Raw genomic sequence first — 23,668 nt, forward strand, 5'->3', positions numbered from 1 at the left:
GTAGGCATCATGCGGTATTAGCCATCGTTTCCAATGGTTATCCCCCACATCAAGGCAATTTCCTAGGCATTACTCACCCGTCCGCCGCTCGACGCCCAACAAATCCTCCGAAGATTCAATGTTGTCGTTTCCGCTCGACTTGCATGTGTTAGGCCTGCCGCCAGCGTTCAATCTGAGCCATGATCAAACTCTTCAATTTAAGATTTTGTGACTCAACGAATACTGACTTCAAAACTACTATGTAATTTTAAAGCTATTACCATTCCAACAGAATGGTAATGAATTGACTGTGCCGAATAACTACAAGTAGTTAAACGTATTGGTCACTCAGTTCATTGAAATCAAGTTTGTTACCGAAGTAACTGTTTTATCCAAAAGGATAAAACGTTTTGATATTCATCAACGAGTGCCCACACAGATTGATAGGTTTAAATTGTTAAAGAGCTTTACTTCTCAAGCGATCCTTTTAAGTAAGGTGCCTCTCGAAGTGGACGGCCATTCTAGCGAATTAACATTCAGTGTCAAACACTTTTTGAAAATTAATTTTTTGTCGCTTTCCGTCTTACTGATTCTTGCTGAAGCCTTGTGGCGTCTGCCGTCTCAGTGGTGTCGCATTATAGGGAACCCTCTCAGCTTAGCAACTACTTTTTCATAAAAAATGAATAAATAGGGGTTAACTGCCTAATAGTTCACCTAAACGTAAAAAAGAGAGCATTTCTGCTCTCTTTTTACTCAAAATCTAAAGGTATTGTTAGATAAACGCGTAAGCATCAGCGTACATATGGTCGCGCTTTGCGTCTTTGTTTTGAGTAAATAAGTCTCTTGCTGCACCCGCCATTTCAAAACGGCCCGCAATATAGATATCGAAATCAGCTAATGATTCGAAGCTTTGCGTAATAGCTTCAAGCACATTACCTGTTTGACCATGCCAAACCTCAGGAGCTTGTTCTACAACAGGTACAAAGTGTACGTTGCTATGTTTTTCTGCAATATCGACTAACTCTTCTTTCGCATATAACTGGCACTCATCTTTTGCGCCCCAGTATAAGTGAATCTCTTTCTTGCTGTTTTGTGCAATACAGTGATCAAGAATCGAACGTACATAGCTGAAACCAGTACCACCAGCAATCAATAATAGAGGACGTTCGCTTTCTTCTTTAACCCACGCGTTACCGTGAGGAGCATCAATAGCAATATCACCATCTTCAGATTGTGCTTTTTTCATCGCCTCAACAACTTCTAACGCGTAAGCATTGTGCTCAGCAGCACCAATGTGTAACTCAAGCTCGCCTTCATGGCGACAAGGGCTACTTGCAATCGAAAATGGGCGCTTGTCTTTTTCACCCATTTCAACCATCAAGTATTGTCCCGCTTTAAAAGCGACCGGTGTTTCTGGGTGAAGTAGGATTTGGTAAGTGTTACAAGCCAAAGGCTCGATAGATTTCACTTTACATTTAATAGTCATGTTCTTCCTCTCACTAACCCTTAATCGGCAAAGGTTAGAACTAAATTACTTTCTGCAAATGCTTGGCAAGCAAAAATCCAACCTTGTAACTGCTCTTTCTCTGTGAGCATGGGTTCAAGGTGGTAACTCACTTGGCCTTCTAATTTTTTGCACATACACATCGCGCATGCGCCAACTTGGCAACGATTCGGGAAATTGATATTGCTGTTGAGCGCAGCATCCAAGATCGTTTGCCCTTTTCCTACTGTGAAACTGATGTTTTCTGGATATAAGACTACTTGGTAGCTCATGAAATTCCTAGCTGTTCCCAAATGCTATCAATCTTTTTGACGAGCTCAGGATCTTTTGTAATTGGCACCCCCCACTCACGAAGGCATTCACCTTCCCATTTATTAGTCGCATCTAGACCCATTTTTGAGTGTCCAGTTTCATTCTGCAGGAACAATGTATCTCTGGCCGGGTCCATTCTTGTGGTCACCGCCCAAATGATGTCATTCCAATCACTCACGTTGACATCACCATCACACACGATAACAAATTTATTCTCATCAAATTGAGACCAAACCGCTTCCATGATTTTCTTACCGTTACCTGCAGCTTGCTTATCAATAGACACGACAACCATGCTGGCGTTGTCGTTCTGTAGATGAATATCAATAATTTCAGGGTGAGCCTTAGTTAACTCAGCCAGGCTACCTTCGATATGTTCACTACTTACAGGCGCAGATTCAACGTCTGGCGATAATGCTAACTCCGCATCCCACTTCTTGGTGATGTCTAAGCCCATCTTAGAACCCAATCCAACCACTGGAGACGCAAAATCTAACGAGTCGATCGGTGTGTTCTCTATCATCAAGCTATCGCGTGACGGATCCATATATTTACACATCGCAGCGGTTACTTGAGACCAATCACGTGCGTTCACATCCTCATCGCACACCAATACAAATTTGGTGTACATGAATTGACGCAAGAAAGACCATACACCCATCATCACTCGCTTAGCGTGACCTGGGTATTGCTTCTTCATTGTCACTACCGCCATTCGGTACGAACAACCTTCAGGCGGCAGGTAGAAATCTTCGATCTCAGGGAACTGCTTTTGAAGAATAGGAACAAACACTTCATTTAGTGCAACACCCAATACCGCTGGCTCATCAGGCGGACGGCCAGTATACGTGCTGTGATAAATAGGGTTCTCGCGCATGGTTACATGAGTAATCGTAAATACGTGGTGCTTTTCTTTCTCGTTGTAGTAACCCGTGTGGTCTCCGTATGGGCCTTCGTCCGCGAACTCATTCGGGTCGATGTAGCCTTCCATTACGATTTCCGCACTTGCTGGTACCTCTAGGTCATTACTGATTGATTTAACGACCTCAGTTTTACTACCACGCAGCAATCCTGCAAATGCGTATTCCGATAAGGTATCTGGTACTGGTGTCACCGCGCCAAGAATGGTGGCAGGGTCTGCGCCAAATGCTACAGATATCGGAAATGGTTTACCTGGGTTGGTTTCCATCCAATCGCGTAGATCAAGCGCACCACCACGATGGGCTAACCAACGCATGATGATTTTGTTTTTACCGATCTTTTGCTGGCGATAGATACCTAAGTTTTGGCGTTTTTTATTTGGACCACGAGTAACCGTTAAACCCCATGTTAGCAATGGCGCGACATCGTCGGCCCAGCAACTCATCACAGGAATTTTATCTAGGTCGACCTCATTACCTTGCCAAACCACTTGTTGGCAAGCCGCTTTGCGAAGGCGTTTAGCCGGCATGTTTAAGACTTGCTTAAACACTGGCAGCTTATCAAGAGCGTCTTTAAAGCCTTTTGGGGGCTCAGGCTCTTTTAGGTAAGCAAGCAACTTGCCCACTTCACGCAGTTCTTTTACTTCCTGACGACCCATACCAATAGCCACACGGTTAGGTGTACCAAATAGGTTAGTCAAAACAGGCATGTCATAGCCTACAGGATTTTCAAACAAAAGAGCCGGGCCACCAGCACGTAGAGTACGGTCGCTAATCTCGGTCATTTCGTAGTCTGGATCGACAGGGTGAGAAATGCGTTTCAACTGACCAATACTTTCAAGATGGTCGATAAAATCACGTAAATCTTTAAAACTCATAGGACTTCTACATGCTGATTATTCTGCGCTCAGTATATCAAAAAGGGTGACGCTGAGATCCCCCTTTTTAATGTGGTTATTGAGAGGCAAAATCCACTTTACGGTAATGCTTGCTCGATCAAAGAGCTCTTCACCTGAGGGTTATCATTGACGAGGTCTTGCAACCAGCGAGTGTGACCTTGTTTGGCCAGTTCACGCGCGACTAATGGCGCTTCATCGGCAATCGCCATCCGAGAGACAAGGAACTGCTTCACTTCTTCTGATAACGGATTAACCTTGGTAAGCAAAGTTATCGCCTCATCTTTCAAGCGCGGATTCTTAGTCGCCGCCATTACCTGTTCAAGCGCGAACGTTTGTTTAGTTTCAGCAAGGCGCACTAGTTCGGCTTGACTATGATAATCGGCCTTCATTCGCCATAGAATCTTGTAAACCTCCGGGTCTTCGCTGACTTGCGCTAATCGAACCACCACCTCTGTAGAAGGTAACCAACTAACAATAGAAGATGCGGTGAGTTGCTTAGTCAGATAATCAACCGCTTCAGGTGACAAACTATCTAGCTCTCTTATTAACAGAGCCTCTCGCGTTTGAACTTGATGCTCAGGGCCAGATAGCCACTCTTTTAGGTCGAGCTCTTGTTTTTCTGCATCTAACACAAATACCAATGTTGTTTGGTCTTGGTGCCACTGTTTGATTAATCGATTAGCAATCGAAGGGTAATTAAAGGCAGGTACCGTGAACTCATATCCATCACCACGCTCTAAAACTTGGTAAGTCGGCGTGAGATCAAGTTGTTGCTCGATGAAGATAGACATCTTAGGAGTGAGTGCAATTTTTTGTTGCTCAATCTTCTTCAAAAGTTGGTAACGAGCTACCTCTTGCTGAGGAAATGTCAGACGCTCAAGCGCGAAACGTAACGAATTGACTTCATCACGCACAACAAGCTCGAGTAATTCAGCAGTTTTCAGTTTTACTTGATCATTCTCAAGCCAAGACTCAACTGTAAGTGGAGACATCTCGGTGGCATAGCTCATACCAACCGGTGAAAATAACAGTGAAGTAGACAGGAGTAATGATGACAACAGTCCATGTTGCATTTTAACTTCCTTTTAACACTTTTGGTCATTCTGCAAGCTAGCGCTGTAAAATGCAAATAAAAAGCGCCACCCGAAGGCAGCGCTTTTTGATAACTATAAACCCGTCAAGGTTACTGACGGCGCATTGCGTCAAAGAACTCATCGTTCGTTTTAGTCATTGCTAGCTTGTCGATAAGGAATTCCATCGCGTCGATTTCGCCCATTGGGTGAACAATCTTACGCAGGATCCACATCTTCTGTAATTCATCGTTCTTAGTAAGAAGCTCTTCACGACGAGTACCAGAGCGGTTGAAATCAATCGCTGGGAATACGCGTTTTTCCGCAATCTTACGGTTAAGGTGCAGTTCCATGTTACCTGTACCTTTGAACTCTTCGTAGATAACTTCATCCATCTTAGAACCAGTATCAACCAGTGCTGTTGCGATGATAGTTAAGCTACCGCCTTCTTCTACGTTACGTGCCGCACCAAAGAAGCGCTTTGGACGATGTAGAGCATTCGCATCAACACCACCAGTAAGAACTTTACCAGATGAAGGAATCACGGTGTTGTAAGCACGAGCGAGACGAGTGATTGAGTCCAGTAGGATAACCACGTCTTTCTTGTGTTCAACAAGGCGCTTCGCCTTCTCGATTACCATTTCTGCTACTTGTACGTGGCGAGATGCTGGCTCATCGAAAGTCGATGCAATTACTTCACCTTTAACTAGGCGCTGCATTTCTGTTACTTCTTCTGGACGCTCATCGATAAGTAGAACCATTAGTTCACACTCTGGATGGTTGCGAGCAATGCTTTGAGCGATATTTTGCAGCAGCATTGTTTTACCCGCTTTAGGCGGAGCAACAATCAGACCACGCTGACCTTTACCAATTGGTGAAGCAAGGTCAAGGATTCGGGCTGTGATATCTTCAGTCGCACCATTACCAGCTTCCATCACCATACGTTCGTTGGCATGAAGAGGAGTAAGGTTTTCAAAAAGGATTTTGTTACGTGCGTTGTCTGGCTTGTCGTAGTTAACCGTGTTTACTTTAAGTAGTGCAAAGTAACGCTCGCCATCTTTAGGTGGGCGGATTTTACCGCCAATAGAATCACCTGTGCGAAGGTTAAAACGACGAATCTGGCTTGGTGATACATAAATATCATCTGGCCCAGCAAGGTATGAGCTGTCGCCGCTACGCAGGAAACCAAAACCGTCTTGAAGAATTTCTAGAACACCATCACCAAAGATGTCTTCACCACTTTTTGCATGCGCTTTAAGGATGGAGAAGATAATGTCTTGTTTTCTTAAGCGAGCTTGATTTTCAAGACCTAGGCTTTCGCTAAGTTTAACAAGTTCAGACACTGGTCTGTTCTTCAGTTCAGTAAGATTCATAGTGGTGGAAGTTTGTTTAGTCAAAATAGGATCTGTTTTCTTAAGTTAAGAAGGATTTGGTCACGCAGGATCGACCAAGAAGAGAAATTCGTTCAATTAACGTGCGATAAATTAGCACTAAAACTAAGACTAGTCCATAGCTTAGAAAAAACAAAACCGCGCATTTGTTAACTGCGCGGTTTCTTTTCAAATGCTCACCTAATTAAAGGTTAGCGTCTAGGAACTCTTTAAGTTGAGTTTTAGACAATGCACCAACTTTAGTTGCTGCTACGCCACCATCTTTGAAAAGAAGTAGCGTTGGAATACCGCGAATACCAAATTTTGGTGGAGTTCCTGCGTTTTGGTCGATATTTAATTTACCGATAGTGAGCTTGCCTTCGTACTCGTCTGCGATTTCATCAAGAATCGGAGCAATCATCTTACAAGGACCACACCATTCAGCCCAAAAATCAACAAGAACCGGGCCTGCAGCATTGATCACATCGTTATCAAAACCGTCATCAGTTAGCTGCAAAATCTTATCACTCATCTTCCACTCCAATGTATTTTTTAGAACTGGTTGGATGATAACCAGTAAATAGATGCCCTATTGGAATGTATTTACTTTCGTATTGCAAGCTTAAGCTGATATTCTATAGCAATGAAAAAGACGCATATCACAGAGCAAAAGTTCGCCGACTTGGATTTACTCCCGCAAGTCATTGAAGGATTGGAGAAAAAAGGGTTCGATTACTGTACCCCTATCCAAGCCTTGGCGCTCCCGGTACTGCTCACCGGCCAAGACATTGCAGGCCAGGCCCAAACGGGTACTGGTAAAACGCTTGCGTTTCTTACTGCTACTTTTAATCACCTGCTAAAAACACCTGAGCATGAAGGGCGCAAGCCTAACCAGCCACGTGCGATTATTATGGCACCAACACGTGAACTCGCGATTCAGATCTACAACGATGCTGACTCTCTGGTTGAAAGCACAGGTATCAAAGCAGCACTTGCTTACGGTGGCGAAAGCTACGACAAGCAACTAGGTAAGATCGAAGAAGGCGCAGATATCTTAATTGGTACAACTGGCCGTATCATCGATTTCTACAAGCAGAAGGTATTTAACCTTAACCATATTCAAGCTGTTGTTCTTGACGAAGCTGATCGCATGTTCGATCTTGGTTTCATCAAAGACATCCGCTTCTTGTTCCGCCGTATGCCTGAGCCAAAAGATCGCCTGAACATGCTGTTCTCTGCGACGCTGTCTTACCGCGTACAAGAGCTAGCGTTCGAACACATGCACAACCCAGAGCATGTTGTTGTTGAGCCAGAGCGCAAAACAGGTCACCGCATTCAGGAAGAGCTTTTCTACCCTTCTAACGAACATAAGATGGCCCTTCTACAAACGTTAATCGAAGAAGAATGGCCAGATCGCGCAATCATCTTCGCTAACACGAAGCACAAATGTGAATCAGTTTGGGGTCACTTGGCTGCCGATGGTCATCGTGTTGGTCTACTAACAGGTGATGTTCCACAGAAGAAACGTGAAAAGATTCTTGAACAGTTCACTAAAGGTGATGTTGACCTACTTGTAGCAACCGATGTTGCAGCACGTGGCTTACACATTCCTCAAGTAACACACGTATTCAACTTTGACCTGCCAGACGATTGCGAAGATTACGTTCACCGTATCGGCCGTACAGGTCGTGCTGGTGAAAGCGGTCATTCGATCAGCTTTGCTTGTGAAGATTACGCAATCAACTTGCCACCAATCGAAGAATACATCGAGCACGCTATTCCAATGTCTGACTACGATGCTTCTGCACTACTAGAAGATCTACCGGCACCATTGCGTTTACGTACACGTAACCCGCAACAACGTCGCTCAAACAACAATGGTCCACGTAACGGTAACCGTAAACCAAACCAGAACCGTCGCCCACGCCAACCGCGTCATAACAAGGAAGCTTAGTCGCTTATGAGCCAAACAGTGTCATCCCCGCTTTACGCTGCAATCGACCTCGGGTCGAACAGTTTTCATATGCTCGTTGTGCGCCATATCGATGGCAGCGTGCAAACCATGGCTAAGATTAAGCGTAAAGTTCGTTTAGCCGCAGGCTTAGATGAAAATAACGCACTTAGTAAAGAAGCGATGCAGCGAGGCTGGGACTGTTTGAGTCTCTTTGCAGAGCGACTGCAAGACATTCCTAAAGAAAATATCCGCATTGTAGGTACCGCGACCCTGCGTACAGCGACCAATGTGGGTATCTTTCTAGAGAAAGCGAACCAGATCCTTGGTTACGATATCAATGTTATCTCTGGTGAAGAAGAAGCTGCGACTATCTATAAAGGCGTAGCACACACTTCTGGTGGCAGTGGTCGCCGACTAGTTGTTGACATTGGTGGCGCGAGTACCGAGATGATCATCGGTGAAGGCTTCTCAGCGAAAGCATTAACTAGCCTGAAGATGGGCTGTGTTACTTGGCTTGAGCGTCATTTTAAAGATCGCCAATTAACCGCAACCAACTTTGACAACGCCATTGAAGCGGCTAAATCTACGCTGGCACCAATCCTTGATAGCTACACGGATATAGGATGGGATGTGTGTGTTGGTGCAAGTGGCACCGTTCAAGCTTTGCAAGAAATCATGTTGGCACAAGGCATGGATGAGGTCATCACTCACGCCAAGCTTAAACGCCTACAAAAACAAGCAATGGCAGCAGAGCGACTCGAAGAGCTAGAGATTGAAGGGTTAACCCTTGAACGTGCACTTGTATTCCCGAGTGGCCTATCGATTCTAATTGCTATTTTTGAGCTGCTTGAGATTGATTCAATGACACTCGCCGGCGGTGCACTCCGTGAAGGCCTTGCTTATGAGATGGTTGACGAGTTACGCCAAGAAGATATTAGGGCTCGTACGGTAGCTAGCGTTCAGTCTCGCTATCAAATGGACGTCACTTACGGTGAGCAAGTTGCATCGTTAGCACAATATCTATTTGAACAAGCGGGCGCTGAGGAATGGGTATCAGAACCTCAAGCTGGTATCCTTTTGCAAACTGCAGCTAAACTGCACGAAATTGGTTTAACCATCGATTTCAAAAAAGGTGGCGAACACAGCGCATACTTACTACAAAACTTGGATTTGCCTGGTTTTACACGTGCACAGAAGCACTACCTCGGTGAACTCGTACGTCGCTACCGTGAGCAACTGACATCACTGCCAGAGCAACACGCCGTATCAGGTACTAGTAGCAAACGTATTTTACGTATTCTACGCTTAGCCATTTTGCTAACTCATCGCCGTAACCCTGACCTTGTCGCGCAAGTGAAGTTAACAGCACAAGATGACAAGCTAACATTAAATCTGTCCAAGCAATGGTTGGAGGCCAACCCTCTTACGGCTGCTGAGCTAGAAATTGAGTCGAACCGCCAAACTGATATTGGTTGGCCGCTCAATATAGAATGCCTGTGATATTAATTATCTGTCGCTAGAAATTAAAAAAGCCCAAGTTAGTTGACTAACTTGGGCTTTTTCTTACCGCTGCATTAATGCTTTGCGTTACAAATCTCAAACTTAAGCGTTAACACCTGTCGCTTTAAAGTCAGGGTTCACTGCGGTTAACTTCTTAACCACGTAATTAAGTAGCACACCGTACATAGGTACGAACAGACCTAAGCTGATGATAAGCTTGAAGCCATAATCGACCAATGCAATCTCAGTCCAGTGCTCAGCCATGAATGGATCTGGGCTTTGGTAGAAAGCAATCGCAAAGAACGCGATGGTATCGAGCGCGTTACCAAATAGCGTTGAACACGTTGGGGCTACCCACCACTGCTTCATTTGGCGTAAGCGGTTAAAAACATGCACATCCAAGATCTGACCCAGTAAATAAGCCATGAAGCTCGCCGCGGCGATACGTGCAACAAACAAGTTGAACTCACCTAATTGGCTAAAGCCTTGGAATGAACCTTCAAAGAACACCACAGACAATAAATAAGAAACGGCTAGTGCAGGCAACATCACTAAGAAAATGATTTTACGAGCAAGCTGCGCGCCAAAAATGCGTACTGTTAGGTCGGTCGCTAGGAAGATAAACGGGAAAGTGAAAGCACCCCAAGTGGTGTGCATACCGAAAACGGTAAAAGGTAGCTGAACCAGATAGTTGCTTGACGCAATAATCACCAAATGGAACAAAACTAATAGTGCTAGGGCTTTGCGCTGTTGCGCAGGGGTAAAGTTACTCATGCTGTACCTTTTTAGTTTGGTTTGGGGGTGAGGGAACCCAAATCGAGTCATTTCTTCGAATAAACCAAGAAAGCTCTTACCAATAATGTGAATTAAAAATGTATCTATAAATTGCTCTATTGAGCGGCGGGCGATTATACATTAATCAATATTGGCTGCAACGGTGAGAATAGACGCAAACGTTTATCCTCACATTTATTGGCGAATGACGTTAAAAGCTATGTTTTTTAAAGCGAGGTTTTTAGGTTCTATGCCTAAAATTAGAAATGCGCTTGAAGTTAGAAGCCACGCTTGAAAAGCGTCGCGAGATAATCAAACTCTTCTCGGCTTTCTTCAGCGTTTAACGACTCAAACCAGATTGATTCACTGTAATGTTCAGACTTTAAAAACATTCGACAGTCTTCAAAATCGATCAACCAAGAATGCATGTCAGCGTCCCATTGCTTTTCTACAACAGAAGCGGACAGCAATGCCACCAGCTTTTCACCTAACACTTCGTAAGAATCAAAATCAAAACTTGGAGACGTAATCAATAAACGCCCTTCCTCAGCTAAATACTCTCTTAAGCCAAATTCTGTGTTTGTTGTCATGTCCCTATCAACCTTATTCTTTTTCTATGAACTAACCGTTCTTATAAGCTAAACGCTTCTGAAAACTAGCAATCAGCCAATTAGCCGTGGGTGGTAATGTGTTCTTGAATCAAATCTAAGAATGGATCAGCGTACTTATCGAGTTTGCGTTGACCGACACCATTCACTGCCAACATCTCTCCGTAAGATGTGGGTAGGATTTCGGCCATATCAATCAAGGTCGCATCACTGAAGACAACATAAGGTGGTAAGCCATCTTCATCAGCAATCGACTTACGCAGCTTACGCAGTTTGGCAAACAGCTTCTTATCGTAGTTCTTGCTACTTAACTTATCGGACTTAGCATTACGAACTGCGGTATCCAAACGAGGCACTGCCAACTCCAAAGACATTTCACCGCGTAACAGCGGGCGTGCTTCTTCGGTTAACTGCAAAGTCGAGTTACGAGTGATGTTCTGGAACAACAAGCCTTTGTGAATTAACTGACGGAAGATACTGATCCAGTAGTCGTGGCTGTGATCGCGACCAATACCGTAAGTAGACAACTTATCGTGACCATTATCGCGCACACGGATGTTCTGCATACCACGCATCACTTCAACCACGTAACCCATACCAAATGACTGATTTACGCGGTACACACAAGACAACGCCTTTTGCGCTTCTTGGGTCGCGTCAAAGTGTTTTGGTGGATCTAAGCAAATATCGCAGTTACCACATTGCTTCTCACGATATTCGCCAAAGTAATTAAGCAGAACCTGACGACGACAAGTTTGCGCTTCAGCAAAGGCACTCATCGCGTTCAGCTTGTGCATTTCAACTTGTTTCTGTGGGCCTTCTTCTTTCTCATCCAGCATGCGACGCAGCCACCCCATATCAGCAGGGTCAAACAGCATCATAGCTTCAGCAGGCAAGCCATCACGACCCGCACGGCCAGTCTCTTGATAGTAAGATTCGATGTTACGTGGAATATCAAAGTGCACCACAAAGCGTACATTGGGTTTATTGATACCCATACCAAACGCCACAGTCGCCACAACGATCTGAATATCATCGCGTTGGAAGGCCTCTTGCACATAAGCACGCTCATCAGTGTCCATTCCGGCATGATAACCCGCCGCACGAAGACCGTTATTGCACAGCTTCTCGGTCACCATTTCCACTTTTTTACGGCTACCACAGTAGATAATGCCGCAATTACCTTTCTGTGTTTCTAGGTAGCGAACCACCTGAGACACTGGCTTGTGTTTCTCTACAAGGTTGTAACGAATATTAGGACGATCGAAGCTGCCTAAATAAGTGTGCGGCTCCACCAACTGCAAACGCGAGATAATATCTTTGCGCGTCGCATCGTCAGCGGTTGCCGTTAGCGCCATATAAGGTACATGCGGGAAGTACTGTTTAAGTTGCCCCAATGATGCATATTCAGGGCGGAAGTCGTGTCCCCACTGAGAGATACAGTGCGCTTCATCGACTGCGATCATTGAAAGAGGAAGCCCTTGTAGACGCTCGATAAAGTCACGCATCAACACCCGCTCTGGCGAAACATAGACCATTTTCAATTGGCCTGAGTTCATGCGATTAAACACCGAGATTAGCTTTTCTCTTGGCATCGACGAGTTAATGCACTCAGCAGCGACGCCATTGGCCTTCAATTGGTCAACTTGGTCTTTCATTAGCGAGATCAGTGGTGAGATAACCAAAGTTAACCCTTCACGAACCAAGGCCGGAATTTGATAACACAGCGACTTACCGCCACCAGTTGGCATAATCACCAAGCTATCTTTGCCTTCAACGGCAAGATCGATGACCTCTTGCTGACCATCGCGAAAACTTTGATAACCAAAGACATCTTGTAAGATGTTTTGCGCATCATTCGCGGGAGTCGGTATTTGCTCAGCAATCAGAGTGGCGGTCATTGTGGTTCCTAATCGAGGTATAAAATCAGCCAGCATCATTCGCAAGCAAGGCGCACATTGTAGAGGGGAACGCTGGTGAATTAAACCGCAAATTGTTAGGTGAAAAGGGTTAACGCTCCTATACTGACCAACTCTCTTATAAATCTTATTAATAAGCACTCAATGCTAGAGAAAGTTGTATGACCCCTGAAGAACAACAACGTACTCGCCAAGGAATCTTGCTTGCCGTCGGCGCTTACACCATGTGGGGGATCGCCCCTATATATTTCAAATCTTTAAGTGACGTCTCCCCGCTAGAGATCCTTAGCCACCGTGTAGTTTGGTCTTTTTTCCTACTCGCTTTCTTACTGCATATTGGTCGCAGCTGGCGCAAGGTTCGTGACACCTTAACCTCAAAACCAAAAATGCTTTATTTGGTGGCGACTTCGATCTTGGTGGGTGCCAATTGGCTCATTTTTATCTGGGCGGTTAATTCCAATCATATGCTCGATGCCAGCTTAGGGTATTACATCAACCCACTGATTAACGTCTTGCTTGGGATGCTGTTCCTTGGCGAACGTTTACGCAGACTACAGTGGTGTGCGGTTGCGCTAGCGGCTGTCGGAGTCCTTATCCAATTGATAGCCTTTGGCTCAATTCCTATTGTCGCTATCGCATTAGCCTTTAGTTTTGGTTTCTACGGCTTGCTACGTAAGAAAGTTAGCTTAGAGGCACAAACAGGTTTGTTCATTGAAACCCTAGTAATGTTGCCTCTCGCTGCAACGTACTTACTGTTTATTGCCGATAGTCCAACCTCAGACTTATCAATGAACCCGATGCAGCTCAACCTATTACTGGTTGCTGCTGGTGTGATTACAACCATCCCTTTACTGTGTTTTACGGGTGCAGCTACGCGATTAAAACTATCGACACTGGGTTTCTTCCAGTACATCGGTCCAAGCTTAATGTTCTTATTGGCCGTGCTGATTTATGGTGAAGCCTTTACGTCAGACAAAGCTGTTACCTTTGCCTTTATTTGGGGGGCATTAGTGGTATTCAGCTTTGATGGTTTGAGTAACAACAAAAAGAACAAACAAGCTAAACAAAAGAACTGATCGTTTTTTACAAGACAACTGCGAGTGACGAAGATAAGCTTGGTTGAATTGATGACTATTTGACCAAGCTTTTTTGTACCATGGATAAAGTCCACTATTACTCTACACCGACAGAAGATATCAGCCTGATTAAAGCTCAATACCAAGAGTTCGCGTTTCAGCGTCACTATCATTTGGACTTTCACATTGGCTTAATAACAAAAGGCCAACAAAAGTTTGTCTATCAAGGTGCGAGTCACCATGTCGGAGCTGGCCAAGTTGTTATCATGCCGCCTGATGAGCTTCATGATGGGCACTCCAAACTCGATTCAGGTTATCAAGTCAGCGTATTTGCGATTTCTCCTCAATGGTTTCAAGATCTTGCCGATCCCAAGCTAAATGGTCATACATTAGGCTTTTCTGAGTTGATCCTCTCCGATCAAGCCGCTTTTTCACAATTGTGTAACCTACACCGTCTTTTAATAACTCAAAACGTCAGCCAACTCGCTCAAGACTGCTTACCTTTCGAAGGGTTTTCTACGATTGTCGATCGTTATGCAAAGTTTGGATCGAAAAGCGACATCAAACTGGGTAATCAATCGATTGATACGCTAAAAGACTATTTGATGGCGAATTTGGACCAGCCAGTTCGTTTAGAACAACTGTCAGACCTATGCGGCTTAACCACCACTCAGTTCCAACGCCACTTCAAAAATAAGATGGGTATCACTCCTTATGCTTGGCTAAGCCGTTTACGTATGGAACAGAGTATGCGCCTTATTAAATCAGGGATCTGTGGCACCATGGTTGCACACCAAGTTGGCTTTTATGATCAAGCCCATTTCTCCAAGGCCTTCAAAACCACATTCGGTGTCCCACCATCACAAATCAACTAAGTGTTGATAATTTACAATTGCTCCATTTCAAATCACGGTAAGCTACGCTCAATACGATTACTTATTTTAAAATAGCTGCAAGGTTATTGAGAACGAACAATGAATGAAGTCACCATATTGATCACCCTAGCCTCTATCCACTTCATCGCTTTGATGAGTCCCGGCCCTGACTTTGCGTTAGTCGTGCAAAACGCGACACGTCATGGTAGACAAACAGGCTTGTACATTGCTTTAGGATTGTCTTGCGGGATATTACTGCACTCACTGCTGAGCCTAACGGGGATAAGTTACTTGGTCCACCAGCAACCGACTCTATTTGCGATAATCCAACTAGCAGGTGGTAGTTACTTGTTGTACCTAGGTTATGGCGCTTTGAAAGCCACTTGGTATACGATCCAGCATCACGATGACGACACTGATTCTGTTCATTCCACAGATCTCATTCTTACCAACAAGCGTGAGGCGTTTTCTAAGGGTTTTGCCACTAACATTCTCAACCCAAAGGCTTTGGTGTTTTTCATTAGTTTAATGTCGAGCCTAGTGCCTGCTGACATGTCTCTTTCAGGTAAAGGTTTTGCTCTGCTTATCTTATTTGGCCTGTCGCTGTTTTGGTTTTCACTTTTAGCTTGGATGCTATCTACTAAAGCCTTACAGAAAAAATTACATGAAGCGACTGTCTATATCGATGGCTTGTGCGGCGCTGTATTCACCATTATTGGCGTCAGTATTTTGTGGCAATCAGCCTCATCACTACTGCTCTAAATTAGAACAAAGATTACAATTAATTAACAATACACTGGCTAAATGTTATTTCCACTGTCAATCTAGCTCTGCATATTAAAAGGAGAAGATCATGCAGTGGAAAACAAAACTAACAACCCTCGCTACTTCTACCCTACTTTTTGCCTCCCATGTCAGTTGGGCAAATCAAGCTGCCGATGCCGTCGCGCCTGAACAAAGTAGTGGTTTAGAAACTAAACAACTCGTCAAAGCCAATGATTGGATGGTCACCGCAGCTAACCCATTGGCGACACAAGCAGGCGCAGACATCCTCGCCCGAGGTGGTAACGCGATTGACGCCATGGTAGCGGTACAGCTTATGCTTGGCTTGGTAGAACCTCAGTCATCAGGTATTGGTGGTGGCGCGTTCCTTGTTTATTTTGATGGCAAGGACAAGCAACTCAAAACCTACGATGGTCGTGAAACTGCACCACTTGATGCTACACCACGTCTATTCCAAGACGAAAACGGCCAACCGCTTAAATTCTATGATGCGGTAGTTGGGGGTCGCTCAGTTGGTACACCCGGTACGGTTCAATTATTGTGGGATACCCACCAGAAATACGGCAAGCTAGAATGGGCCTCACTCATCAAGCCTATCGCTCAACTGGCTGAAAAAGGTTTTACCATCAGCCCACGCTTAGCCACCTTGATCGAGAACGACCAAGAACGTCTAAGCCGCTTTGCCACCACTAAAGCCTACTTCTTTAATGCCGATGGCAGCCCGAAAGCAGCTGGCATGCAACTTAAGAACCCAGAATACGCGGCAACGTTAAACGCTATCTCAAAGGATGGCGCTAAAGCCTTCTATCAGGGTGAGATCTCTGCCGACATCATCAATGCTGTGCAAACTGCCAAAGGCAATCCGGGCGTATTGGCACAGAAAGACTTCGACGCCTATTCAATCAAGCAACGTGAACCCGTTTGTTCCGCTTATGAGAGCTACGATATTTGTGGAATGGGACCACCAAGTTCAGGTGCATTAACGGTTGGGCAAATCTTAGCGATGACCGAGCAATTTGACCTCAAATCATGGGGACCAAACGACGCAAAGTCTTGGCAAGTATTAGCGGATGCTTCTCGCCTAGCCTTTGCAGACCGTGGTATGTATATGGCAGATCAAGATTATGTACCTATGCCAACCCAAGGGTTAGTCAATACTGACTATTTGCAGGAACGAGCTCAGTTAATTACCGCAGGTAAGGCACTAGCAAACGCACCTTCAGGCACACCGCCGTGGGATCATGTAATGCAAAGAAGCCAAGATGTCTCTATTGAACTGCCGTCCACTAGCCACTTCAACATTGTTGATAGCGATGGCAATGTCGTATCAATGACCACCACCATTGAGAACGCATTTGGCTCACGCCTAATGGTGAGAGGCTTCCTGCTCAATAACGAACTAACGGACTTCTCATTCAAAACGCACAATAATGGCAAACCTATCGCGAACCGACTTGAACCGGGTAAGCGTCCACGCTCTTCGATGGCTCCAACCATCATTATGCAAGATGATAAACCTTACATGGCGATTGGTTCTCCAGGCGGCAGCCGTATCATAGGTTATGTAGCACAAGCGATCATTGCGCATACCCAATGGGACATGGATATTCAGCAAGCGATCAACCAACCGCACTTCCTAAACCGCTTCGGTAGCTTAGATTTGGAAAAAGGAACATCAGCGGAAAACTTCAAACCTGAGCTAGAAAAGATGGGATTTGAAGTCAACGTTCGCGATCTTAACTCGGGTTTACACGCCATTCGCATCACAAAATATGGCCTAGAAGGTGCTGCAGACCCTCGTCGTGAAGGTGCTGCGATTGGCCAATAGGGAATAATCCTCCCTTTTTACTCGCTGCCTTGTGCGAGATCTCTCACAAGGCAGTGAGTAAATATCTCTATTTAACTGAGAAAATAAGCACTTAATAATCTTAACTATTTGAAATAAAACAAAACGTACATTTATCATTCAAATAATTATATAGAAATTCTCTTATGCACCATTGCTGATAAATGGGAGATCGGTAATATGAATGATGTCGGAAGGATGCTGACACGGAACAGGAAACGCCAAGGACTTGGTTATCTTCAGGATGAAGATTCGATTACTCAGGATGAATAATCGGCATGGATAGCGAAATGGACATTGAATGGACGCAATAGTAACTAGGATGGTTGCTACTAAGGAAAGACAATGGACACCTCTGGACGAGGAAAGGACTGAACATCAGGATGATGTAAAGGACACCGCTCAAGGAACAAGTGACGCGCGCTAACGAGGATTGTTGGCAGATCAGGATAAGATCAAGGACACCGCTAGGAAGGCGATGAAAGGAATACGCTGAAGGATAACAGCACACTATCATGGATTTGATGCATGGAGCACACTTAGTAGCCGGATTGCTGCGAGTAAGACTACAGACCCCGATGAGCGCAAGCTCTCGGGGTTTTTCTTTATCCATACTTCTATTTATTACTTTCCAATTAACCTTTCCGCTCTAAACCTCACCAAACATCACATACGTTTAATTACAATTCTGACATTTAAATCATTCACTTCTTAACCACTTCCGAGTAACGTAAGCTTTACTAGGCTCAACTAGTTTCATAACCATAATTAAACTAAGGACAATTCATGTCACACGTTACCTTCAAAGGCGCTGCTGTAGCTCTAACAGGCACATTCCCAAAAACGGGTGAAAAGTCTCCAAGCTTTGCACTGACTGCAGGCGATCTTTCTGAACTGACTCTTGCTTCTCTTGAAGGCAAGAAAGTGGTTCTAAACATTTTCCCAAGCATCGACACCGCAACTTGTGCGACGAGCGTACGCACGTTCAACGCAAAAGCGGCAGAGCTTGAGAACACGGTTGTTGTTTGTATTTCTGCTGATCTTCCGTTTGCTGCGGGTCGCTTCTGCGAACTAGAAGGCATTGAAGGCGTTCAACACGCTTCGACTTTCCGCTCTCCTACTTTCGCATCAGACTACGGCGTAGCGATCGCTGAAGGCCCACTATCTGGCCTAACAACACGTGCAGTTGTATGTGTTGATGAAAACGGTGTGGTAACACACAGCGAGTTAGTTGCAGAGATCACTGAAGAACCAAACTACGAAGCGGCACTTGCAGCACTGTAAGTCTTACTTTAAGGCAGCAATGCCTTAGGCTCGTATTAACCTAATTTAGGTCAGTATAAAGCAATAAAAAGAGCAGCCATTGGCTGCTCTTTCTGTTTTTAATAATGGACGGTTTTTAGATGTCGAAGTAACAGGTTAAAGCTGCTCTAAACGAGCATAAGCCGTTACTAACCACTTGATGCCTTCACCATTAAACGCAACTTGAACTCGGCTCTGCGGGCCACTTCCCTCGAAGTTGATGATAGTGCCTTCACCAAACTTAGGGTGCTTAACGCGAGAACCCAAACTAAAGCCTGTTTCGTTAAAGTTCTCTTTCACGGCGGTTTGGCTAAAGCGACCGCTGCTTGCAGGACGGCTCACTTGCGCTTTCATACGCACTTCATCCAGACATGTCTCAGGCAGCTCACGAATAAAGCGTGACGGTTTGTGGTACTTGTCTTGCCCGTACAAGCGACGCATCTCTGCGTAAGTTATGTAAAGCTTCTCCATCGCACGCGTCATGCCTACGTAACACAGGCGACGCTCTTCTTCTAAGCGCCCTGCTTCTTCTGCAGACATCTGGCTTGGGAACATACCCTCTTCAACGCCAACCATGAATACCATTGGGAACTCTAGGCCTTTGGCACTGTGCAGAGTCATGAGCTGAACCGCATCATCAAACTCGTCAGCCTGACCTTCACCTGCTTCCAAAGCCGCATGAGTTAAGAACGCCGTTAGCATGCTCATTTCATCCGCTTCTTCTGGCTTTTCAAACTGACGCGTTGCCGTTACCAATTCTTCCAAGTTCTCAATACGTGCCTTCGACTTTTCACCTTTCTCTTGCTCGTACATCGCAAACAAGCCCGACGATTTGATTACGTGGTCGGTTTGCTCATGAAGTCTCAGTTCTATGGTGTCATCTTCAAGTGCATTGATAAGCTCAATAAAGCGGCTCAAAGCACCTGCAGCACGGCCTGGTAACACTTGTTCTTCTATCAGAGCAACACTGGCTTCCCACATGGTTGCACCACGATCACGCGCTGCAAGACGAATCGTTTCTAAGGTTTTATCACCCAAGCCACGCGTTGGCGTATTGACGACACGTTCGAACGCCGCATCATTACTGCGGTTACTCATTAAACGCAGATAGCTCAAAGCATCTCTGATTTCCTGACGCTCAAAGAATCGCATGCCGCCGTAGATTCGGTAAGGTAGACCACCTTGAATCAAAGCTTCTTCAAGAACACGAGACTGGGCATTATTACGATAAAGCATCGCGGTATCTTCTAACGCACCGCCTTTCTCCTGCCACTCTTTGATTTTGCTGACTGTGAAACGCGCTTCATCTAACTCGTTATAAGCCGAGTAAACTGAGATTGGCTCACCATCGTTGCCATCGGTCCACAATTCTTTACCCATACGCTCGGTGTTGTTGGAGATAAGCTCGTTCGATGCCTGCAGAATGGTTTTGGTTGAACGGTAGTTTTGCTCGAGTCGAACCGTTGAAGCGCCTGGGAATTCATCCAAGAACTTCTGAATATTTTCGATTTTAGCGCCGCGCCAGCCATAGATAGATTGATCATCATCACCCACGATCATCACACGACAATCCGGGCCTGCCATCATACGTAGCCAAGCGTATTGGATGTTGTTGGTATCTTGGAATTCGTCGACAAGAATATGCTTAAAGCGAGCTTGATAGTGTTCGCGGATGTGTTTCTTATCGCGCAATAGTTCATGCGATCTCAACAAGATCTCAGCAAAGTCGACCAAGCCAGCACGATCACATGCCTCTTGGTAAGCAGAGTAAATCTTTAACCACGTTTGAGTGATTGGATCATGGTAGGCGTCAATGTGATTTGGGCGCAGCCCTTCATCTTTTTTACCATTGATCCACCAAGAAGCTTGCTTGGCTGGCCACTGCTTTTCATCAAGGTTTTGCGCCTTGATTAAGCGACGTAGTAAGCGAATCTGATCATCTGAATCAATGATCTGGAAGTCTTCTGGCAGTTTTGCATCTAGGTAGTGAGCACGAAGAATACGGTGACAAATACCGTGGAAGGTGCCGTTCCACATGCCTGACGAGCTGCCCATCATCAGCTCTTCAATACGACCACGCATCTCTGCTGCCGCTTTGTTGGTGAAGGTAACCGACATAATAGAGAACGGTGATGCTTGCTCTACGCTTTGCAGCCAAGCAATACGATGCACCAACACTCGCGTTTTACCACTACCAGCACCTGCCAGAATAAGTAGGTTTTCTAAAGGTGCCGCGACCGCCTCACGTTGTTTGTCGTTTAGGCCATCGAGTAAAAGCGAAGGATCTATCATTGGATATGCTCACTACTGGGTATTTATACATAAAAGTTGATTATAACCTAAACACTAGGCTGCGTTGAGGATAATAAGAAGAAAAAACAATCAAAAATTAACATCATAAAATCAGCAACTTAATCGATGAATTATCATTAATATTGATATTTTTTATAATGCCGTGAAATTATTTCCTAGTTCTTCCTATCCTTTTTAGTAAGCAAGTTAACAATTCATTAACCTGCGATATAAAAATACTATTAAGTCCTAGAGGGAATGACTATGAAAAATTCTAATCTTGCTGTTACAGCTGCAATCACAAGTGTACTAGCGTTCGGCGGTGCAGTTCTTACATCAGCACCTGCGGAAGCAGCAGCAAAAGAAAAATGCTACGGCGTGGCAAAAGCTGGCCAAAATGATTGTGCAACTAAAACAAGTTCATGTGCGGGTACAGCAAAAGAAGACAACCAATCCGATGCATTCGTGGTCGTTCCTAAAGGACTGTGTGGCAAATTATCAGGTGGTGACACTCAATCATCATAATTGAGCTGCTTAGTATGGTGAGCTGATATTCAGCTCACCTCCACTTTCCATTAGGAGAATCGTTGTGACTCAAACTCTTCACCCCAACGCAGGGGTTGGCCTTAGAACACCGCACTTAGACTTCTTTAGCCAAAATCCAGCTCTCGTGAGTTGGTTAGAGGTTCACAGCGAGAACTACTTTTTAACTCAATCACCGCAACGTCAACAACTCCGAGAAATTCGTAACGCCCACAACATCAGTTGCCACGGTGTGGGTTTGTCTCTAGGCTCTGTTGAGCGCATCAACCCAAATCACTTACTACAGCTGAAAGAACTCATCGATGACATCGAGCCGTTCTTGGTTTCTGACCATCTCAGCTGGACTCAGACCGGCGGTCATTACTTCAATGACTTGCTACCGCTGCCTTACACAGAAGAAGCGTTAGAAGTCTTCTGTCGCAATGTCATCGAGGTTCAAGACAACCTGCAACGCCCTATGTTGATTGAGAACCCATCGAGCTACCTAGCCTTCAAGCATTCAACCATCCCAGAGTGGGAATTTTTGGCCGAGGTACAGAAGCGCACTGAGTGTCGCCTATTACTCGATTTCAATAATATTTTTGTCTCATCTTTTAATCATGGCTTCAGCTGTGAAGAGTACTTAAGCGGAATTCCTGCAGACAAAGTGGAAGAGATTCACTTGGCAGGTTTTACCAAAAAGAAACTCGAACAAGGTGAGATCTGGATAGACACCCACAGTAAACCTGTCTGTGACGAAGTATGGAAACTCTATACTGACTGGATTGCACAACATGGTTTGCGCCATACCTTGATTGAGTGGGATCTAGATATCCCAGAACCACAAGTCTTATTGGCTGAAGCAACCAAAGCCAGTGATATCTTGTATCAACACGACAAGTTCAACCAAAGGAGTCGCGCATCATGAGCCACTCCCTAGCAGATGTTCAATCAGAGTTTGCTAACGCCCTACGCTACCAAAATAATGGTCAGCATTGTGACATAGTGAGCGACCATTTTACTGATGAGCAACGAATCCAGATTTACCGTAATAACTTTGTGATCAGCTTGAGCGAAGTACTGGCAGCAACCTATCCACTTACTGAAATGCTGGTTGGTGAAGAGTGCTTCCAACAAATGGCTCGCCAACATGTCTTAAGTTATCCATCAACCTCTGGTGATGTCAGCGGTTATGGGGAACACTTTGAACAGACTATCCAAACCTTTCCTGCCGTTATTGAGGCTGCTCCTTATCTCGCTGAAGTGGCTTTGTATGAATGGAAAAAAGATAGCTTGGTGAGATGTATTTCAGAATCACATGTCGACCAACGCCCCCTTTCTTGTTTAGCTGATGTGCCACAAGAACAGCAAGGCGCTTTGGTCTTCCATCTCAAAGATTCAATAACGCTAGTTAATTCTAGCTATACGATTATCGCGCTTGAGCAAGCTATCTACCAGCAACAACTTGACGGGTTAGACATCAACCAACCTGAATTAGGAGTGTTAATCAGAACCGAGAATTCACAGGTTGAGAGCTATCGTTTGACGGAAGAATGCCACCAACTATTAACTGAATTGCAATCGGGTCAAGCACTCGCTCAGATTAACCCTTCACTACTACAACACCTTAATACTGTAATGGCTCTCGACGTCATCTCAGGCTTCTCACTCAATGATGAATTGGAGACATAAAATGGATAACAACACGGTCACAAACATGATGGCTCAATACGATGCATTGATTGAGAAGTCACAATCACTTTTTGTTCCTCTGCTACTTTTATTTTGTCGCTTATGGGTGGCTTGGGTATTCTTCAATTCAGGACTCACCAAAATAGTCACATGGGATAGCACCCTTTATTTGTTTGAGTTGGAATACCAGGTGCCATTGCTGCCTTGGGAATTAGCAGCTTACATGGGTACTGCCGCAGAATTGATTCTGCCTGTTTTCTTAGCACTAGGCCTATTAACACGACCGATGGCAGCAGCGTTATTCGTATTCAACATCATGGCTGTCGTGTCATACCCTGTGTTGTGGGAGCAAGGTTTCTATGATCATCAGTTGTGGGGATTAATGATACTGGTCGTCGTCGTATGGGGAGCCGGACCTATGTCGCTTGATCGAATATTAAGAAAACAATTCGCAAGCTAGATCTATTTTGC

The 23,668-nt window shown here is 44.9% G+C and carries 21 protein-coding genes and 1 rRNA gene; 11 read left to right on the forward strand and 11 right to left on the reverse strand.

Features of this window, described 5'->3' with window-relative positions; all coding sequences use genetic code 11:
- The 7 genes from IQO02_RS20075 to trxA form a co-directional block, all read right to left on the reverse strand.
- Nucleotides 1-199 (reverse strand): 16S ribosomal RNA (locus IQO02_RS20075); the annotation flags it as partial.
- A 552-nt stretch (nucleotides 200-751) separates the two neighbouring features.
- A complete protein-coding gene (gene fre, locus IQO02_RS20080; protein WP_010440710.1) occupies nucleotides 752-1,465 on the reverse strand; it encodes an NAD(P)H-flavin reductase in 714 nt (237 codons plus the stop codon).
- Between the two features lie 20 nt (nucleotides 1,466-1,485).
- A complete protein-coding gene (locus tag IQO02_RS20085) occupies nucleotides 1,486-1,755 on the reverse strand; it encodes a 2Fe-2S iron-sulfur cluster-binding protein (protein ID WP_016767813.1) in 270 nt (89 codons plus the stop codon).
- Nucleotides 1,752-3,593 carry a 4-hydroxy-3-polyprenylbenzoate decarboxylase gene (ubiD, locus tag IQO02_RS20090; protein ID WP_010440706.1) on the reverse strand — a complete coding sequence of 614 codons (1,842 nt, stop codon included), beginning with the start codon at nucleotides 3,591-3,593 and terminating at the stop codon, nucleotides 1,752-1,754. Before ubiD ends, IQO02_RS20085 begins: the two co-directional genes overlap by 4 nt.
- A 98-nt stretch (nucleotides 3,594-3,691) precedes the next feature.
- Nucleotides 3,692-4,687 (reverse strand): hypothetical protein, encoded by a 996-nt coding sequence (locus tag IQO02_RS20095; protein WP_010440704.1) that lies wholly within the window; start codon nucleotides 4,685-4,687, stop codon nucleotides 3,692-3,694.
- A gap of 110 nt (nucleotides 4,688-4,797) precedes the next feature.
- Nucleotides 4,798-6,057, reverse strand: a complete 1,260-nt coding sequence (rho, locus tag IQO02_RS20100) for a transcription termination factor Rho (RefSeq protein ID WP_010440702.1) — start codon at nucleotides 6,055-6,057, stop codon at nucleotides 4,798-4,800.
- A 202-nt stretch (nucleotides 6,058-6,259) separates the two neighbouring features.
- Nucleotides 6,260-6,586 carry a thioredoxin TrxA gene (gene trxA / locus IQO02_RS20105; RefSeq protein ID WP_010440700.1) on the reverse strand — a complete coding sequence of 109 codons (327 nt, stop codon included), beginning with the start codon at nucleotides 6,584-6,586 and terminating at the stop codon, nucleotides 6,260-6,262.
- A 111-nt stretch (nucleotides 6,587-6,697) separates the two neighbouring features.
- On the opposite strand from trxA, the gene rhlB reads away from it, so the two are divergent.
- Both rhlB and gppA read left to right on the forward strand, forming a co-directional pair.
- Nucleotides 6,698-8,008, forward strand: coding sequence for an ATP-dependent RNA helicase RhlB (gene rhlB / locus IQO02_RS20110; protein WP_010440697.1), 1,311 nt, complete (start codon nucleotides 6,698-6,700; stop codon nucleotides 8,006-8,008).
- Between the two features lie 6 nt (nucleotides 8,009-8,014).
- Nucleotides 8,015-9,508: a guanosine-5'-triphosphate,3'-diphosphate diphosphatase gene (gene gppA, locus IQO02_RS20115; protein ID WP_010440695.1), complete on the forward strand. Its 1,494-nt coding sequence runs from the start codon at nucleotides 8,015-8,017 to the stop codon at nucleotides 9,506-9,508.
- A 102-nt stretch (nucleotides 9,509-9,610) separates the two neighbouring features.
- On the opposite strand, the gene IQO02_RS20120 is transcribed toward gppA, so the two are convergent.
- The 3 genes from IQO02_RS20120 to recQ form a co-directional block, all read right to left on the reverse strand.
- The gene (locus IQO02_RS20120; RefSeq protein ID WP_010440693.1) at nucleotides 9,611-10,282 is read right to left on the reverse strand and encodes a 7-cyano-7-deazaguanine/7-aminomethyl-7-deazaguanine transporter; all 672 of its coding nucleotides are present in this window, start codon (nucleotides 10,280-10,282) and stop codon (nucleotides 9,611-9,613) included.
- A gap of 278 nt (nucleotides 10,283-10,560) precedes the next feature.
- Nucleotides 10,561-10,872: a DUF3630 family protein gene (locus IQO02_RS20125; protein ID WP_010440691.1), complete on the reverse strand. Its 312-nt coding sequence runs from the start codon at nucleotides 10,870-10,872 to the stop codon at nucleotides 10,561-10,563.
- 80 nt (nucleotides 10,873-10,952) lie between these two features.
- Complete coding sequence (recQ, locus tag IQO02_RS20130; RefSeq protein ID WP_010440689.1) at nucleotides 10,953-12,791, reverse strand: ATP-dependent DNA helicase RecQ; 1,839 nt, start codon at nucleotides 12,789-12,791, stop codon at nucleotides 10,953-10,955.
- A gap of 179 nt (nucleotides 12,792-12,970) precedes the next feature.
- Between recQ and rarD the strand changes: the two genes are divergently transcribed.
- The 5 genes from rarD (at nucleotide 12,971) to tpx (ending at nucleotide 18,673) form a co-directional block, all read left to right on the forward strand.
- Nucleotides 12,971-13,885 (forward strand): EamA family transporter RarD, encoded by a 915-nt coding sequence (gene rarD, locus IQO02_RS20135; protein ID WP_010440687.1) that lies wholly within the window; start codon nucleotides 12,971-12,973, stop codon nucleotides 13,883-13,885.
- A gap of 80 nt (nucleotides 13,886-13,965) precedes the next feature.
- The gene (locus IQO02_RS20140; RefSeq protein ID WP_010440685.1) at nucleotides 13,966-14,760 is read left to right on the forward strand and encodes a helix-turn-helix transcriptional regulator; all 795 of its coding nucleotides are present in this window, start codon (nucleotides 13,966-13,968) and stop codon (nucleotides 14,758-14,760) included.
- A gap of 99 nt (nucleotides 14,761-14,859) precedes the next feature.
- Nucleotides 14,860-15,522: a LysE family translocator gene (locus IQO02_RS20145; protein WP_010440683.1), complete on the forward strand. Its 663-nt coding sequence runs from the start codon at nucleotides 14,860-14,862 to the stop codon at nucleotides 15,520-15,522.
- A 91-nt stretch (nucleotides 15,523-15,613) separates the two neighbouring features.
- Nucleotides 15,614-17,371, forward strand: a complete 1,758-nt coding sequence (gene ggt / locus IQO02_RS20150) for a gamma-glutamyltransferase (RefSeq protein WP_010440681.1) — start codon at nucleotides 15,614-15,616, stop codon at nucleotides 17,369-17,371.
- Nucleotides 17,372-18,175: 804 nt separating this feature from the next.
- Nucleotides 18,176-18,673 carry a thiol peroxidase gene (gene tpx, locus IQO02_RS20155; RefSeq protein WP_010440678.1) on the forward strand — a complete coding sequence of 166 codons (498 nt, stop codon included), beginning with the start codon at nucleotides 18,176-18,178 and terminating at the stop codon, nucleotides 18,671-18,673.
- A gap of 135 nt (nucleotides 18,674-18,808) precedes the next feature.
- Here the strand turns inward: tpx and uvrD are convergent, their stop codons facing one another.
- Nucleotides 18,809-20,983 (reverse strand): DNA helicase II, encoded by a 2,175-nt coding sequence (uvrD, locus tag IQO02_RS20160; RefSeq protein ID WP_016792508.1) that lies wholly within the window; start codon nucleotides 20,981-20,983, stop codon nucleotides 18,809-18,811.
- Nucleotides 20,984-21,247: 264 nt separating this feature from the next.
- Between uvrD and IQO02_RS20165 the strand changes: the two genes are divergently transcribed.
- The 4 genes from IQO02_RS20165 to IQO02_RS20180 all read left to right on the forward strand — a co-directional run bounded on the left by IQO02_RS20165 (nucleotide 21,248) and on the right by IQO02_RS20180 (nucleotide 23,657).
- Nucleotides 21,248-21,508: a DUF2282 domain-containing protein gene (locus tag IQO02_RS20165; protein WP_016783738.1), complete on the forward strand. Its 261-nt coding sequence runs from the start codon at nucleotides 21,248-21,250 to the stop codon at nucleotides 21,506-21,508.
- 64 nt (nucleotides 21,509-21,572) lie between these two features.
- On the forward strand, nucleotides 21,573-22,433 hold the full coding sequence (locus IQO02_RS20170) for a DUF692 domain-containing protein (protein WP_016792507.1): 861 nt from the start codon (nucleotides 21,573-21,575) through the stop codon (nucleotides 22,431-22,433).
- Nucleotides 22,430-23,197 (forward strand): DNA-binding domain-containing protein, encoded by a 768-nt coding sequence (locus IQO02_RS20175; protein ID WP_016792506.1) that lies wholly within the window; start codon nucleotides 22,430-22,432, stop codon nucleotides 23,195-23,197. The genes IQO02_RS20170 and IQO02_RS20175 overlap by 4 nt, the downstream gene beginning before the upstream one ends.
- Before the next feature lies 1 nt (nucleotide 23,198).
- A complete protein-coding gene (locus tag IQO02_RS20180) occupies nucleotides 23,199-23,657 on the forward strand; it encodes a DoxX family protein (RefSeq protein WP_016792505.1) in 459 nt (152 codons plus the stop codon).
- Nucleotides 23,658-23,668 lie beyond the last annotated feature (11 nt).

Origin of the sequence: Vibrio sp. OPT24, from assembly GCF_015163545.1 — a bacterium.
In the GTDB taxonomy this organism is placed as follows: domain Bacteria; phylum Pseudomonadota; class Gammaproteobacteria; order Enterobacterales; family Vibrionaceae; genus Vibrio; species Vibrio cyclitrophicus.

What these genes read in the sequence shown, in the direction of transcription:
- fre (WP_010440710.1), bottom strand. Translation starts at nt 1,465, where the DNA reads ATGACTATTAAATGTAAAGTGAAATCTATCGAGCCTTTGGCTTGTAAC.
- IQO02_RS20085 (WP_016767813.1), bottom strand. Translation starts at nt 1,755, where the DNA reads ATGAGCTACCAAGTAGTCTTATATCCAGAAAACATCAGTTTCACAGTA.
- ubiD (WP_010440706.1), bottom strand. Translation starts at nt 3,593, where the DNA reads ATGAGTTTTAAAGATTTACGTGATTTTATCGACCATCTTGAAAGTATT.
- IQO02_RS20095 (WP_010440704.1), bottom strand. Translation starts at nt 4,687, where the DNA reads ATGCAACATGGACTGTTGTCATCATTACTCCTGTCTACTTCACTGTTA.
- rho (WP_010440702.1), bottom strand. Translation starts at nt 6,057, where the DNA reads ATGAATCTTACTGAACTGAAGAACAGACCAGTGTCTGAACTTGTTAAA.
- trxA (WP_010440700.1), bottom strand. Translation starts at nt 6,586, where the DNA reads ATGAGTGATAAGATTTTGCAGCTAACTGATGACGGTTTTGATAACGAT.
- rhlB (WP_010440697.1), top strand. Translation starts at nt 6,698, where the DNA reads ATGAAAAAGACGCATATCACAGAGCAAAAGTTCGCCGACTTGGATTTA.
- gppA (WP_010440695.1), top strand. Translation starts at nt 8,015, where the DNA reads ATGAGCCAAACAGTGTCATCCCCGCTTTACGCTGCAATCGACCTCGGG.
- IQO02_RS20120 (WP_010440693.1), bottom strand. Translation starts at nt 10,282, where the DNA reads ATGAGTAACTTTACCCCTGCGCAACAGCGCAAAGCCCTAGCACTATTA.
- IQO02_RS20125 (WP_010440691.1), bottom strand. Translation starts at nt 10,872, where the DNA reads ATGACAACAAACACAGAATTTGGCTTAAGAGAGTATTTAGCTGAGGAA.
- recQ (WP_010440689.1), bottom strand. Translation starts at nt 12,791, where the DNA reads ATGACCGCCACTCTGATTGCTGAGCAAATACCGACTCCCGCGAATGAT.
- rarD (WP_010440687.1), top strand. Translation starts at nt 12,971, where the DNA reads ATGACCCCTGAAGAACAACAACGTACTCGCCAAGGAATCTTGCTTGCC.
- IQO02_RS20140 (WP_010440685.1), top strand. Translation starts at nt 13,966, where the DNA reads ATGGATAAAGTCCACTATTACTCTACACCGACAGAAGATATCAGCCTG.
- IQO02_RS20145 (WP_010440683.1), top strand. Translation starts at nt 14,860, where the DNA reads ATGAATGAAGTCACCATATTGATCACCCTAGCCTCTATCCACTTCATC.
- ggt (WP_010440681.1), top strand. Translation starts at nt 15,614, where the DNA reads ATGCAGTGGAAAACAAAACTAACAACCCTCGCTACTTCTACCCTACTT.
- tpx (WP_010440678.1), top strand. Translation starts at nt 18,176, where the DNA reads ATGTCACACGTTACCTTCAAAGGCGCTGCTGTAGCTCTAACAGGCACA.
- uvrD (WP_016792508.1), bottom strand. Translation starts at nt 20,983, where the DNA reads ATGATAGATCCTTCGCTTTTACTCGATGGCCTAAACGACAAACAACGT.
- IQO02_RS20165 (WP_016783738.1), top strand. Translation starts at nt 21,248, where the DNA reads ATGAAAAATTCTAATCTTGCTGTTACAGCTGCAATCACAAGTGTACTA.
- IQO02_RS20175 (WP_016792506.1), top strand. Translation starts at nt 22,430, where the DNA reads ATGAGCCACTCCCTAGCAGATGTTCAATCAGAGTTTGCTAACGCCCTA.
- IQO02_RS20180 (WP_016792505.1), top strand. Translation starts at nt 23,199, where the DNA reads ATGGATAACAACACGGTCACAAACATGATGGCTCAATACGATGCATTG.